Below are 13,794 nucleotides of genomic sequence, written 5' to 3' on the forward strand. Positions count from 1 at the left end.
CGGGCCCGGCAGACATTACAGCGGCATGTAGATATCGAAGCGGTGGCTTTTGGTCAGCGTGGCGGCGTGCGCCGGCACGTCGGCCAGCGGCGGCGCGTAGTCCGGGCGTTTCACCACCACGCGCTTGGTGGCCAAACGGCGCGCCGGTTCCAGCAGGCCGTCGGCGTCATCGTCACTGCCCACCAGCGATTGAAACACCCGCATCTCTTTCTTCACCAGCGCGCTTTTCTGCTTGTGCGGGAACATCGGATCGAGATACACCACCTCGGGACGCGGGCTGAGATCCGCCAGCGCCGTCAGGCTGGAGGCGTGCAGCAGCGTCAGGCGCTCGCGCAGCCACGGGCCGATTTCCGCATCCTGATAGCCGCGCTGCAGGCCGTCGTCCAGCAACGCCGCCACCACCGGATTGCGCTCCAGCATCCGCACCCGGCAGCCCAGCGCCGCCAGCACGAAGGCGTCGCGCCCCAGCCCGGCGGTGGCGTCCACCACGTCCGGCAGGTAGCTGCCCTTGATGCCGACCGCTTTGGCCACCGCCTCGCCGCGGCCGCCGCCGAAGCGGCGCCGGTGCGCCATGGCACCGGAGACGAAATCGACGTAGATCCCGCCGAGCTTCGGCTCGTCGCGCTTGCGCAGCTCCAGCCGTTCTGGGGTCAGTACCAGCGCCATCGGCGCGTCATCGTCGGACGTCAGCCGCCAGCGCTGCGCCAAAACAGACAAGGCGCCGGGATCGGCGCCTGCTTCACACAATAAACACACGCTCACGTGTCGGGTTATCCTTTAATGCCGTAATGGCGCAGCATAGCATCCAGCTGCGGCTCGCGGCCACGGAAGCGTTTGAACAGCGCCATCGGCTCTTCCGAACCGCCGCGCGACAGGATGTTGTCGAGGAAGGATTTGCCGGTCTCGGCGTTGAATATCCCCTCTTCTTCGAAGCGCGAGTAGGCGTCGGCCGACAGCACTTCCGCCCACAGGTAGCTGTAGTAACCCGCCGCGTAGCCGCCGGCAAAGATGTGGCTGAAGGCGTGCGGGAAGCGGCCCCAGCTCGGTGATGGCACCACCGCCACCATTTTCTTCACTTCCGCCAGCGTCGGCAGGATCTGCGCCCCTTTTTCCGGGCTGTATTCGAAGTGCATGCGGAAATCGAACAGGCCGAACTCCAGCTGGCGCAGGATAAACAGCGCCGCCTGGTAATTCTTGGCCGCCAGCAGCTTGTCGAGCATTTCCTTCGGCAGCGGCTCGCCGCTCTGGTAGTGGCCGGAGATAAACGCCAGCGCTTCCGGCTCCCAGCACCAGTTTTCCATAAACTGGCTCGGCAGCTCGACCGCATCCCACGGCACCCCGTTGATGCCGGAGACGCCGGCGGTATCGATCTGCGTCAGCATGTGATGCAGACCGTGGCCGAATTCGTGGAACAGCGTGGTCACTTCGTTATGGGTGAACAGCGCCGGCTGGTCGCCCAACGGGCGGTTGAAGTTGCAGGTCAGGTAAGCGACCGGTTTTTGCAACGTGCCGTCGGCCTTGCGCAGGCTGCCGACACAGTCGTCCATCCAGGCGCCGCCGCGTTTGTTTTCGCGGGCGTACAGATCGAGGTAGAAACTGCCGCGCAGCTCGCCGTCGGCGGCGAACAGATCGAAGAAGCGCACGTCCGGATGCCAGGTTTCCACGTCTTTACGTTCTTTGGCGGTGATGCCGTAGATGCGTTTCACCACTTCGAACAGCCCTTCCACCACCCGCTGCTCCGGGAAGTACGGGCGCAGCTGCTCGTCGCTGATGGAGAACAGGTGCTGTTTCTGTTTTTCGCCGTAATAGGTGATGTCCCAGGCTTCGAGCTCGTCCACGCCATAGTGCTGTTTGGCGAAGGCGCGCAGCTGCGCCAGCTCTTGCTCGGCCTGCGGGCGGGCGCGCTTGGCCAGATCGCTCAGGAAGCCGATCACCTGCTCCGGGCTCTCCGCCATTTTGGTCGCCAGCGACTTGTCGGCGTAGGTATCGAAGCCCAGCAGCTGAGCCAGCTCGTGGCGCAGCGCCAGCGTTTCCGCCATCACTTCGCTGTTGTCCCATTTGCCGGCGTTCGGCCCCTGATCGGAGGCGCGGGTAGCGAAGGCGCGGTACATCTCTTCGCGCAGCGCGCGGTTGTCGGCGTAGGTCAGCACCGGCAGGTAGCTCGGCATGTCCAGCGTCAGCAACCAGCCGTCTTGCTCTTTGGCCTGCGCCATCGCCTGCGCCTGCGCCAGAGCGCTTTCCGGCAGGCCGCTCAGCTCGGCTTCGTCGGTAATCAGTTTGCTCCAGCCCATGGTGGCGTCGAGCACGTTATTGCTGTAGGTGGAACCCAGTTCGGACAGGCGCGCGACGATCTCGCCGTAGCGCTGCTGTTTGTCCACCGACAGGCCGATGCCCGACAGTTCGAAATCGCGCAGCGCGTTATCCACCGCCTTGCGCTGCGGCACGCTCAGCGCCTCGAACGCCGCGCCCTCTTTCAGGCTGCGGTAAGCCTGGTACAGCCCTTCGTGCTGGCCGACCCAGGTGCCGTACTCGGACAGCAGCGGCAACGCCTGCTCATAGGCGGCGCGCAGCTCCGGGCTGTTTTTCACCGAGTTCAGGTGCCCGATCGGCGACCAGATGCGCGACAGGCGATCGTCCGACTCCGCCAACGGCTGACACAGATTGTCCCAGGTGAACGGGCCCGGCTGCGCGACCACGCGCTCTACCGCAGCGCGGCAGTCCGCCAGCGCGGATTGCACCGCTGGCACGATATCTTCAGGGCGGATCGCCGAGAAAGGCGGCAGGGAAAACGGGGTCAGCAACGGATTTGTCATAGGGCAGTCCTGATTAGCGTTGGGCCCGCCGCACGGGCGAGCCTTAAAATGCGTATGAATCTCTAACATGGAGCCAGACAACAGGAAAATCAATGCCCGGCGTTGATCGTTCGTGCCTTAAACGGCGCTTTGGCGGATGCGGGCGGCCAGCGCCGCCAGCTGTTCGTCGTCGGCGCGCGCGGCGTCGTGGGAGGAGATATAGCCCTCATAACGTTCGAAAAACTTCGGCGAGGTCGATTCGATCGGCCGCCACTGTTCCAGCGATGCGGTGCCGTGCAGCGGGATCAGTTTGGCGTGCACGTGGTCGACGCCGTAGCCCTCGAACACCATGCCGCAGCGGCCGACGTCGTCGAACGCGCGATCCAGCTGCTTCGCCACCCGCTTGGTCGCCAGCATCAACGCGCTCAGCACCTCGTCCGGCAGATCAAACGCGTAGCTCGGGTGGTGCGCCTTGGGGATCACCACGCTGAAACCGTCAGTGTTGGGAAAGATGGACAGGAACGCCAGATGGTCGTCGTCTTCCCAGATTTTATGGCACGGCGCCTTGCCCGCCACGATGTCGCAAAAAATGCAGCTCATCCTTTCTCCTTGTGATTCACAGCGTTTCAACCCATTCGAACTCTTCGAACACCAGCCACATGTCCGGCGCAAAAGTGCCCTCGCGGGTAAAGAACTCTTGATGCCCCTGGCGCCAAAACGCCAGGCTTTTGTCGCCTTCGCCCTCTTTGGCCGCCATCTCGGCGGTCACCTGGTCGTAGCGCACCAGGCGCAGCGCCAGGGTTCTGATCACGCAGGCCGGTTCACCGCGGCCATCGAGAACGATGCTGTAATCGCCGATCCGCGGGGTTTGTTCCCGACGATAGCTCGCATAGGAACTGCAGGTGGCGGTTTTATCCCCGCTCAGCACCAATCCCAGCAGTTCGTCGGCTAACGCGGGGCCGTCGCCGAATGCCCAGCGCGCCGCGTCGGGGTAATTCGCCAAAATCGCCTGTTTGCTCATCGTCCTGTCCCTTTCTGTTAACGTCTGCGGCAACGGAGTCCGGTTTTTCCCGGCCAGACAGTTTATACTGTGCAGATTATAAGCCTTATTGCATTGAATGCTCCGCCTGCGGAGCACAAGGAACCGCCACCCGTCATGTTAAGTTATCGCCACAGTTTCCACGCCGGCAACCACGCCGACGTGCTCAAGCACACCGTTCAGAGCCTGATCATCGAGTCGCTGAAGGAAAAAGAGAAGCCGTTCCTGTATCTGGATACCCACTCGGGCGCGGGCCGTTATCAGCTCAGCGGCGAACACGCCGAGCGCACCGGCGAATACCTGGAAGGCATCGGTTTGCTGTGGCAACGCGACGATCTGCCGGAAGAGCTGGCGGCCTACATGAGCGTGGTGCACAACTTCAACCGTTCCGGCACGCTGCGCTATTATCCCGGCTCGCCGCTGATCGCCCGCCAGCTGCTGCGCCCGCAGGACAAAATCCACCTGACCGAGCTGCACCCGAGCGACTACCCGCTGCTGCGCAGCGAATTCCAGAAAGACGAGCGCGCCAAAGTGCAGCGCGCCGACGGCTATCAGCAGCTGAAATCCCAGCTGCCGCCCCTGTCGCGCCGCGGCCTGATCCTGATGGATCCGCCGTATGAAATGAAGACCGATTACCAGGACGTGGTCAAAGGCATTCAGGAAGGCTACAAGCGTTTCGCCACCGGCACCTACGCGCTGTGGTACCCGGTGGTCATGCGCCAGCAGATCAAACGCATGCTGCGCGATCTGGAAGCCACCGGCATTCGCCGCATCCTGCAGATCGAGCTGGCGGTGAAACCCGACAGCGATCAGCGCGGCATGACCGCCTCCGGCATGATCGTCATCAACCCGCCGTGGAAGCTGGAACAGCAGATGAAGAACGTGCTGCCGTGGCTGCACAAGGTGCTGGTGCCGTCGGGCATCGGTCACCATCTGGTGAACTGGGTGGTACCGGAATAAACCCCATCAGGGCGCGGTTTGCCGCGCCCTGCGTCCACCTATCGCAGCCATCGACGCAATCTTTGCGACAAACCCCGGTCAGGCGTTAAACTCTTACCCTCTTCAAATTCACAACTCATGGAAATCCCAGATGACGAAACATTACGATTATCTAGCAATTGGCGGCGGCAGCGGCGGTATCGCATCGATCAACCGGGCAGCCATGTACGGCCAAAAGTGTGCGCTGATTGAAGCCAAAGAGCTGGGCGGCACCTGTGTAAACGTGGGTTGTGTACCGAAAAAAGTCATGTGGCACGCGGCGCAGATCGCCGAGGCCATCCATCAGTACGGCCCGGACTACGGCTTCGACACTACCGTCAACGCCTTCGACTGGAAAAAGCTGGTCGCCAACCGCACCGCCTATATCGACCGCATCCACAATTCCTACGATAACGTGCTGGGCAAGAACAAGGTCGACGTGATTAAAGGGTTCGCGCGCTTCGTGGATGCGCACACCGTGGAAGTGAACGGCGAAACCATCACCGCCGATCACATCCTGATCGCCACCGGCGGCCGCCCGAGCCATCCGGCTATTCCGGGCGCCGAATACGGCATCGACTCCGACGGCTTCTTTGAGTTGGACGCCATGCCGAAACGCGTCGCCGTGGTGGGCGCCGGCTATATCGCCGTGGAAATCGCCGGCGTGCTGAACGCGCTGGGCGCGGAAACGCACCTGTTCGTGCGCAAGCACGCGCCGCTGCGCAGCTTCGATCCGATGATCGTCGAAACCCTGGTGGAAGTGATGAACACCGAAGGGCCGAGCCTGCACACCGAATCGGTGCCGAAAGCGATCGTCAAGAACGCCGACGGCAGCCTGACGCTGCAGCTGGAAAACGGCAAAGCATTCACCGTCGACTGCCTGATCTGGGCCATCGGCCGCGAACCGGCGACCGACAACCTGAACCTCGGTGTGACCGGGGTGAAAACCAATGAGAAAGGCTATATCGACGTCGATAAGTTCCAGAACACCAACGTCAAAGGCATCTACGCGGTGGGTGACAACACCGGCGCGGTAGAGCTGACCCCGGTCGCCGTGGCCGCCGGCCGCCGTCTGTCCGAGCGCCTGTTCAACAACAAGCCGGACGAACACCTGGACTACAGCAACATCGCCACCGTGGTGTTCAGCCACCCGCCGATCGGCACCGTCGGCCTGACCGAGCCGGAAGCCATCGAGAAGTTCGGTGCGGACAACGTGAAGGTGTACAAATCCTCCTTCACCGCCATGTACAGCGCCGTGACGCAGCACCGCCAGCCGTGCCGCATGAAGCTGGTGTGCGCGGGTAAAGAAGAGAAAATCGTCGGCCTGCACGGCATCGGCTTCGGCATGGACGAGATCCTGCAGGGCTTCGCGGTGGCGGTGAAGATGGGCGCCACCAAGAAGGACTTCGACAACACCGTGGCTATCCACCCGACTGCGGCGGAAGAGTTCGTCACCATGCGCTGAGGCGCAACTTCGCCGGGTTCCGGCGCGTAACAGGCCAGGCGCGAAAGCGTCTGGCTTTTTTATTTATCCCGCTCGCCTCACGGCGCCCGGCGGTAATGATCGCGAAGAAACACCGGCAAATCGTTCGCCGGTGCAGCAAAGGGCACCTGATAGAGCATATCGCCGACAAAACCGCGATGATAGGTCGCGTGGTTGACGACATGCAGCACGATTTCCTGGCGCGTCATGCGGCCTTCCCCCCCGCCGACGAACTCGAAATGCACCACCTGCGCCAGCGCCTCGGGCGACCAGTTGTCCACCTGTTCGATATACCAGCGGTCCATTTCCTCCACCGCACACCGCAGAGAGTCAAGAGCAGGCGTTTGCTCGGTGTTGCGCGCGAGGTAGCCATGCTTGCGGCCTTGCAGATGGTGCCTGAAGATATCGTCCACCACGTACACGTGATTCAAGGTATGCACCATATTGCCGAAACGGGTCGGGCGCGGCCGCAGCGCTTCGCCCTCCGGCAAGGCCGCCACGCAGTCAAAGGTCAAGGCATTCGCCCAGGCTTTGTAACGCACCAACATTTTCAAGGTATCGATGGCCGTTGCAGACATACTGTTCACTCCTTATCGGATGAAAATCGATATTCCGTTCAGCCGCACGCGGGTGCAGCGGCGCGTTCTACGCCGTGCCAATCCCATGCAGCCGACCTTCGACCTGAGTGCGCGTATTGCCCCCCACCCAAATCCGGCCGCTCTCGTCGCGGGTGACATGCACGCGCCCGTTGCGCCCACGGCAGCGGCCCTGAGCGGCGATATAGCCGCCGCTGACCACGCCGCTTGCAAACAGCCACTGAGCCAGCGAGGCATTGAGGCTGCCGGTGACCGGATCTTCGACGATAGCGCCAAGGTGATCGCTCAAAAAAGCGCGCACCTCGAAGGCTGCGTCACCATCGGCATGTGGGCCGACGACGCCAATGTCCACTCTGCGCGGCCAGCTTCTCGCCGGCGTCAGGGAAAGCACCCGCTCGGCGCTGGCCAGCCGGATCCCCAGCCACCCCGGACCGTTATCGATCCAGGCGGCATCGAGCGCCTCCTCAGGCGCGATCCCCAAAAACCGCAGCGCGTCGGCCAACGCCGCTTCTGACGGCGCCCCGGAGCGAATCAACGGCGGCGCGGCAAAACACAGCCGTCCGCCCTCGCGGCGAATGCTCACCAAGCCCGCCCCGCACTCCTGGATGATCTCCGCGTCATTACGCGGCGTACCGCCCGCAGTGAGCCAGGCATGGCAACTGCCGAGCGTCGGGTGCCCGGCAAACGGCATTTCACGATCCAGCGTGAATATTCGCACCCGGTAATCCGCCTGTGAGTGCATAGGCGGCAGTAAAAAGGCCGTTTCCGACAGGTTGAACCAACGCGTCAAGCGCTGCATGTCCTCCGTAGACAACACTCCGGCGCCCGTAATCACCGCCAACGGATTGCCGGCGAGTGGCCCGGCGCCAAAGACATCCACCATCTGCATGCCAAAAACCATCGCTTCTCTCCTCAGGTTAACGCCGGGCGTTCATTACCCCCGCGATATCAACAGCTCCAGGCCCGCCAAAGCGAACAGCAGCGCAAGCGTTCCTTCAATCCAGCGCCTCACCCGGGTGTAAAACGCGATCATCGGCGACGTTGAGAACAGCAGGGCATACCCCCCGAAAATCGTCACGCCGAGCAGCGCGCAACCGCCAATAATTGCCGGTAAAACCTGCTCAGGCGCGCCTTGCCGCAATCCCAGCGACATGATCGCCATCCAGGACATGATGGCCTTGGGATTGCCGAGATGCATCAGCACGCCCTGCCGATACAACCTCTGATAAGATCGCGCGCTATCCCCTGCCGCTATGCCTGTCGTAACGGGAGACGCCCGTAATGCGGATCGGCCGGCGCGCAGCGCCAGATACAGCATATACACGCCGCCAACGATCTTGATGGTCCACAGCGCCTGCGCATACGTGGCCAACACGGCGGAAAGGCCGGTCGCGGCCAACATCGCCCAGCACAGCGATCCGGTCACCACCCCGGCGGCCAGCACCAATGCGGGCCTGCGGCCGTCACGCATCGCCACGCCCATGATCGCCATGTTGCTGGGGCCGGGGCTGGCAGTTGCGAGGAGATAGGCGCCGTAAACCAACGCAAGCTGACTGACCATCATGGAAAAACTCCGCTGACCCGCCTTACGGCCGAGCCGTAGTTGAAAATGCCGGGACTCCTCACCAACATAGTATGTGTTACACTTTTCGCCTATTTAAATAGTGTCACGTGACACTATATTCTTTCTCCGGAGAGCGAATATGCGGCTTCAATCCCCCTGGCAGCCCCGCCTGGCCAATGTGGAAGCCACTACCGTCGAACGGCTGGTGTTGGCGTTGGCTGACGACATTATCGAGGGCAAGCTGCAAGGGGGCGATCGTTTGCCGGCCCACCGTACGCTCGCCTGGCAATTGGCGATCGGTCTGGGCACGGTGACCAAAGCCTATGCCATCCTGGAGCGGCGTGGGTTGGTGCGCAGCGTGAAAGGCCGCGGGATGTTCGTGGCGATCCGCCGCGCCCGTGAAAAACGCGAAATCGATCTTTCATCCAATGCGCCGCCGGCGATGCTTACCGATCGTTTGCTGGCGCGCACGCTGGCCAGCATTGCGCGGAAAATGGATGCGGACCATCTGAACTTCTATTCCCCTCCGACCGGGCATCTGGAGCACCGGCGTTTGTTGGCCCGCTGGCTGGAAAACGCCGGCGTCACGATCGATCCGTCGCACCTGGCGCTGACCAGCAATGCCCGTCAGGCGATTTCGCTGGCGTTTGACCTGGCCTGCGGGCCACGCGGCACGATACTGACCGAGAGACTCACCTACCCCGGCGCGATCGCGCTGGCCCGACGTAAAGGCCATCGCCTGATCGGCGTGGAGATCGATGCGCAAGGCATAGTGCCGCAGGCGCTGGCGAGCGCGCTCGAGCGAGTCTCCTCCGGCCATACCGCGGTCTATCTGACGCCGACGCTGCATAATCCGACAACCGCCACCATGAGCGCCGAGCGCAGGCAGGCTATCGTCGAGATATGCCGGCGGGCGAATGTCTGGATCATCGAGGATGGCGTGTATGCGCTGGGGCATTCAGCGGCGCCTGCGCTCGCGGCTCTGGCACCCGAGCGGGTGTTCCATGTCAATGGCCTGTCGAAAACGCTCGGCCCGGGATTGCGGATCGGCATGCTGACTCTGCCGCCCGGCATGCAAACTACGGCGGAAGAAGCCTTGCAAGATCTTCCTTTCGCGCCTTCGCCACTGTCTTGCGCTGTGGTGGAGGAGTGGCTGGCCAGCAGCGCGATCGAGACGATACCGCAAGCGTTGCGCCATGAGGCTCAGCGAAGAGTACATCTGGCCACCTCGATATTCGATGCCGACGAATGCGTATCGCATCCCGACGCTTATCATGTCTGGCTGCCGATGCCGCGCGAAACCGCCGAGTCTGTGGCCGCCGCCGCCGCATTGGCCAACGTAAAGGTGACGCCGCCGGACACCGTGATGGTAGACCGCGACGAACGTGCGACGGGCATTCGCCTGTGCCTGGGTTCCCCCTCGCCGGACGAGCTAACGGCAGGCCTGACGCAGCTGGCGCAGCTGTTGAAAGCGCATCGAAACGGCTGACAAACGGAAGAGAAAGGTTACGTGTACAGGCCGACCGGCCCAGGACTGTTCTTTTTGTGCGGTTTACTATTCCCTTCGCACCCGCCTGCTTTTTCTGCCATTATTCTGCCTGATAAATTAGCGGGACTGATACAAACCTCCCCGCGCCTCTGGAGAACGCCGATGCTGTTCAAACTATGCAAAACCCTTGCGATGGCCTGCGTGGCCCTGATTATCGCCCAGAGCAGCGCGCTCAGCTTTACCCTGGAAGTGGCGGGCAAGATCGACAACGTGACCGACCCGGTCAAAAAAAGCTATCTGTTCACCGATAAGCAGCTGTTGGCGATGCCGGTGCGCAGCATCACCACCTCCACCTCCTGGACGCCGCAGAGAAAATTTGAAGGGATTTCGGTGGCCGATATCCTGGAGCGCGTCGGCGCCAAGGGCGAGACGCTGACTTTCTACGCGCTGAACGATTATTACATCGACGTGCCGCTGTCCGACGTCAAGAAGTACAACATGATCCTGGCCTACAGGATGGACGGGGAAATGCTGAAGCTCAGAAACTTCGGCCCGCTGTTCCTGGTTTACCCGCGCGACGCCGCCGGGCCTGAACTGAACTCGCCGTTGTACAATTCACGCTTTATCTGGCAAGTCGACAGGATCGTGATCAAATGAAGCTGACGACCTTTAAGAACGGCAGCAGGCTGGCGATCCCGGCCATCTTTGCCGCGCTGTTTTTAGTGGCTTCGACCGTCACGCTCTATTACTACAGCGCCACCCTGTCGAAGAAAGGGCTGTATGCCATCGCCGGCACGCAGGAGAACTACTCCTGGTCGATCGCCAAGTTCTCCATCAAGCTGGCGGAATTCGACACGTTCGTCGAGCAGCAAAGCCATGCCGCGCAGGTGGACAGCGACAACCTGCGGCTGCGGTTCGAAATCCTCTATTCGCGCTTTTACGTGCTGGAAACCGTCTCCGAATCCACGCAACCGCTGTACGCCGAGCCGGGCTACCCGGAAGTGGTCAAGCAGATGCGCCTGCAGATGGATCGCATCGATAAACTACTGGATAACCCGAAAATCGACTTCAGCCAGGTTTTCGCGGCCATGAAGGCCATCAAGCCTTACGCCATCGAAATGGCCAACCTGACCGACCACGCCGAGGTGAAGCAGCGCACCGCCGCCTATGAGGACTACATCGAGAAACGGCACATCATTTTCTATGGGCTGGTGATCGTCATGTTCTCGGTGATCGCGCTGATCGCCATCACCCTGATCGTGTTCCGCCAGCAGCGGCTGACCATTCGCCAGCAGGCCAAGGCCATTGAGGCGGAGAAAGCGACACGCACCAAAAACGCCTTCCTCGGCGCCATCGGCCACGAGCTGCGCACCTCATTGCAGAGCGTGATGTCGGCCATCGACGTGCTGGTGAACACCCGGGTGTCGGCGGAGCATGCGGACACTTTCCAGCGGCTGGAGACCGCCGCGCAGCAAATCGAAAGCCAGATGAAGGATCTGACCGACTACGCGCACCTCGACAGCGGCATGATGGAATTGCGCATCGTGCCGTTCGACGCGCAGAAGCTGATCGCGGAAACCGCTAATGAAATCGCCACCCTGACCCGCAAAGAGCAGGTCAAGCTGAGCTGCGAGGTGGAGTGCAGCCACCTGTTGGTGCACTCCGATCCGCTGCGCATCCGGCAGATTATCGTTAACCTGCTGACCAACGCCTACAAATACACCGAAAGCGGCAGCATTACGCTGCACAGCTGCCTGCGCCGTCAACCCGGCGGCAGTTCGCTGATTATCGAAGTGACCGACACCGGCATCGGTATCGAAAAAGACCAGCTCGATCAGATCTTCAAACCCTTTACCCAGTTGGATCAGTCGCATACCAAGCAATATGCCGGCGTGGGGATGGGGTTGGCGATCGTACACGGCCTGGTGACGCTGCTCGACGGTACCATCACGGTGTACAGCGAAATCAAGAAGGGCAGCACCTTTATCGTCAGCATTCCGGTGCAGATCAGTGAAGAAGAACGCGCCGACGAGCCCGCCACCGCCAATACCTCTCTGCAGCAGAAACCGCAGCAGGTGCTGGTGGTGGATGACAACAAGTCGGTGGGTGACGCCTTTGCGGCGTTGCTGGATAAGCTGGGTTACCAGCACGAACTGTGCGACTCGCCGGAGCGCGCGTTGCAGAAGCTGCTCAGACGCCCTTACGACGCGCTGTTGCTGGATCTGCAGATGCCGGGCATCGACGGCGCCGCCCTGGCCAGGCAGCTGCGCAATCGTCGCGGCCCCAACCGCCATGTGCCAATCATCGGCATCAGCGCCTATACGCCGGAGCAGCTGACGGCGGATCAGCGCGCCCTGTTCGATAACTACCTGATGAAACCGGTTCGGCTGGATGCGCTGTCGAGCGCACTGGCCGAGGTGTTCCCCGCTAAAGATTAAAACAGCGTTGCAGTGCGGCTTCGATCACATGGAGCCGCACCGGTTTTTCATAAGGACCGAGCACATCGTACTCGCGCATCGCCTGAGCGATCTCCGACTCGCGTCGGTCGGTGCCCAGTTCGCCGGTCAGCACCAGTACCGGCGCGTCCGGGTTGTCGGAGGCGCGGATGGTGGCGATACAGCGATCCGCCGTTTCCTCACCGATCAGCCAGTCCACCACGTAACCGTCGAACAGGCTTTGCTGCAACGCTTGGCAGAAGCTGTCGACATCGTAAAACGCCACTGCGTTGAAACCGCAGCCGCCGAGGTACTTGGCCAGCTCATCGGCCGCCTGATGCGAATCGTCCAATACCGCGATGCTCAACCGCTCGTCATCGCCGTAGCCGGGCCGGATTTCTATCAGTTCGACGCCGTAACGCAGACCTGCCGGCGCCTCTTCGGCGCGATAGATATGCCATTGCCCCTCCACAAGCAGCGCCACAAACTCCGCCGGCCGCCCGGCAGAAAGTTCGTCGCCAATGTGCCCGACGCAAGGGATCGCCACCCCCGCCACGAAAAAGATGGCATCACGCGCCATGTTTGGCTCGGTCGTCTCGTGTTCGGCGCTCAAATCGGCGATCGCCGCCGGCGTTTCTCCCAACGCGGCCGCGACGCTGTTGATCTGTTCCAGCGTCCAGGGGCTTTGCCCTTTCAATTTGCGGTGCGCATGTGAAAAACTCAGATCCAAGATGCGGCTGAGTTCGCGGGCATGCTGACGTTTTCCAATCCCGTAATGTAAAAACAGCTCCCTGACCCGATTGGCAATCGACTGTGAATCGAATTTTTGATGATTGTTATCCATTTGTTCCTTCGATTTTTTTTACTGATTTATCAGTCGTTTTGATTATTTCTGCTGAAAAAGCCACACCTAAAACTAGCATCCCATGCAATTATGCGTTAAAAACGTTGCTTGACATACCATGTTGTATCGTCAAACATGGTATCAAAAGAGACATACAGCAATACACTATAAAAAATAACACCAGCACGATTTTTAATAATAACCATAGTAACACCAGGGAAAATTTGTTCCGTTGCCGCTACTGAGACGATGCTCACATCGCTTGGACTGCATAAGCAAAACGGGGCTTGAGCCTTTAGCGCTAATCTGTTTTACCCACTTTTAAGCCGGGATCCGTCAGGGTCCCGGTTTTTTATTGCCCTGGAGCCGGCCATCATACGTTCTCACCCCACAGCCGCAAATAAAAACGGAGCCGGCATGCCGGCTCCGTTGACCCTTGTAATGACCGCTTGGCTTAGAAGCGCCAGGTGAAACCGGCGTTGACGCTGTTGTCCTGATGGTTCTGCGACAGCAGCCCGCCGTAGCCCAGCGACAGCGAGGCGTTCTCGTTCACCGCCACTTCCGCCCCCGCCTT

The 13,794-nt window shown here is 61.2% G+C and carries 14 protein-coding genes; 5 read left to right on the top strand and 9 right to left on the bottom strand.

Features of this window, described 5'->3' with window-relative positions:
- Positions 1–15 precede the first annotated feature (15 nt).
- From rsmJ to AC2CGI_RS22110, 4 genes are all read right to left on the bottom strand, one after another.
- Positions 16–762, bottom strand: a complete 747-nt coding sequence (gene rsmJ / locus AC2CGI_RS22095; RefSeq protein ID WP_015379370.1) for a 16S rRNA (guanine(1516)-N(2))-methyltransferase RsmJ — start codon at positions 760–762, stop codon at positions 16–18.
- A gap of 8 nt (positions 763–770) precedes the next feature.
- Entirely contained in the window at positions 771–2,813 is a 2,043-nt protein-coding gene (gene prlC, locus AC2CGI_RS22100) for an oligopeptidase A (protein WP_076741285.1), read from the bottom strand.
- A 117-nt stretch (positions 2,814–2,930) separates the two neighbouring features.
- Positions 2,931–3,392, bottom strand: coding sequence for an HIT family protein (locus tag AC2CGI_RS22105; protein WP_015379372.1), 462 nt, complete (start codon positions 3,390–3,392; stop codon positions 2,931–2,933).
- A 16-nt stretch (positions 3,393–3,408) separates the two neighbouring features.
- Positions 3,409–3,813 (bottom strand): ASCH domain-containing protein, encoded by a 405-nt coding sequence (locus AC2CGI_RS22110; RefSeq protein ID WP_004931010.1) that lies wholly within the window; start codon positions 3,811–3,813, stop codon positions 3,409–3,411.
- Positions 3,814–3,948: 135 nt separating this feature from the next.
- Here AC2CGI_RS22110 and AC2CGI_RS22115 point away from each other — a divergent pair, with 135 nt between their 5' ends.
- A complete protein-coding gene (locus AC2CGI_RS22115) occupies positions 3,949–4,791 on the top strand; it encodes a 23S rRNA (adenine(2030)-N(6))-methyltransferase RlmJ (RefSeq protein WP_004931012.1) in 843 nt (280 codons plus the stop codon).
- A gap of 130 nt (positions 4,792–4,921) precedes the next feature.
- Positions 4,922–6,274: a glutathione-disulfide reductase gene (gene gorA / locus AC2CGI_RS22120; protein ID WP_021505213.1), complete on the top strand. Its 1,353-nt coding sequence runs from the start codon at positions 4,922–4,924 to the stop codon at positions 6,272–6,274.
- 77 nt (positions 6,275–6,351) lie between these two features.
- Here the strand turns inward: gorA and AC2CGI_RS22125 are convergent, their stop codons facing one another.
- The 3 genes from AC2CGI_RS22125 to AC2CGI_RS22135 all read right to left on the bottom strand — a co-directional run bounded on the left by AC2CGI_RS22125 (position 6,352) and on the right by AC2CGI_RS22135 (position 8,452).
- Entirely contained in the window at positions 6,352–6,870 is a 519-nt protein-coding gene (locus AC2CGI_RS22125) for a DinB family protein (RefSeq protein ID WP_074469419.1), read from the bottom strand.
- 67 nt (positions 6,871–6,937) lie between these two features.
- On the bottom strand, positions 6,938–7,789 hold the full coding sequence (locus AC2CGI_RS22130) for a PhzF family phenazine biosynthesis protein (protein ID WP_076741286.1): 852 nt from the start codon (positions 7,787–7,789) through the stop codon (positions 6,938–6,940).
- Positions 7,790–7,822: 33 nt separating this feature from the next.
- The gene (locus tag AC2CGI_RS22135; protein WP_044030069.1) at positions 7,823–8,452 is read right to left on the bottom strand and encodes a LysE family translocator; all 630 of its coding nucleotides are present in this window, start codon (positions 8,450–8,452) and stop codon (positions 7,823–7,825) included.
- Positions 8,453–8,591: 139 nt separating this feature from the next.
- Here AC2CGI_RS22135 and AC2CGI_RS22140 point away from each other — a divergent pair, with 139 nt between their 5' ends.
- The 3 genes from AC2CGI_RS22140 (at position 8,592) to AC2CGI_RS22150 (ending at position 12,379) form a co-directional block, all read left to right on the top strand.
- On the top strand, positions 8,592–9,941 hold the full coding sequence (locus AC2CGI_RS22140; protein ID WP_076741287.1) for an aminotransferase-like domain-containing protein: 1,350 nt from the start codon (positions 8,592–8,594) through the stop codon (positions 9,939–9,941).
- 162 nt (positions 9,942–10,103) lie between these two features.
- Positions 10,104–10,598 carry a putative pterin-binding protein gene (locus AC2CGI_RS22145; RefSeq protein ID WP_004931017.1) on the top strand — a complete coding sequence of 165 codons (495 nt, stop codon included), beginning with the start codon at positions 10,104–10,106 and terminating at the stop codon, positions 10,596–10,598.
- Positions 10,595–12,379, top strand: coding sequence for an ATP-binding response regulator (locus AC2CGI_RS22150; RefSeq protein WP_044030072.1), 1,785 nt, complete (start codon positions 10,595–10,597; stop codon positions 12,377–12,379). The genes AC2CGI_RS22145 and AC2CGI_RS22150 overlap by 4 nt, the downstream gene beginning before the upstream one ends.
- Here AC2CGI_RS22150 and AC2CGI_RS22155 read toward each other — a convergent pair.
- Positions 12,369–13,220 (bottom strand): helix-turn-helix domain-containing protein, encoded by an 852-nt coding sequence (locus tag AC2CGI_RS22155; RefSeq protein WP_076741288.1) that lies wholly within the window; start codon positions 13,218–13,220, stop codon positions 12,369–12,371. The genes AC2CGI_RS22150 and AC2CGI_RS22155 overlap by 11 nt on opposite strands.
- Positions 13,221–13,674: 454 nt before the next feature.
- Positions 13,675–13,794: autotransporter outer membrane beta-barrel domain-containing protein (locus tag AC2CGI_RS22160; protein ID WP_369598691.1), on the bottom strand; the 120-nt coding region annotated here is incomplete at its 5' end.

The sequence above is a fragment of the Serratia sp. LSHTC3 genome (assembly GCF_057197125.1).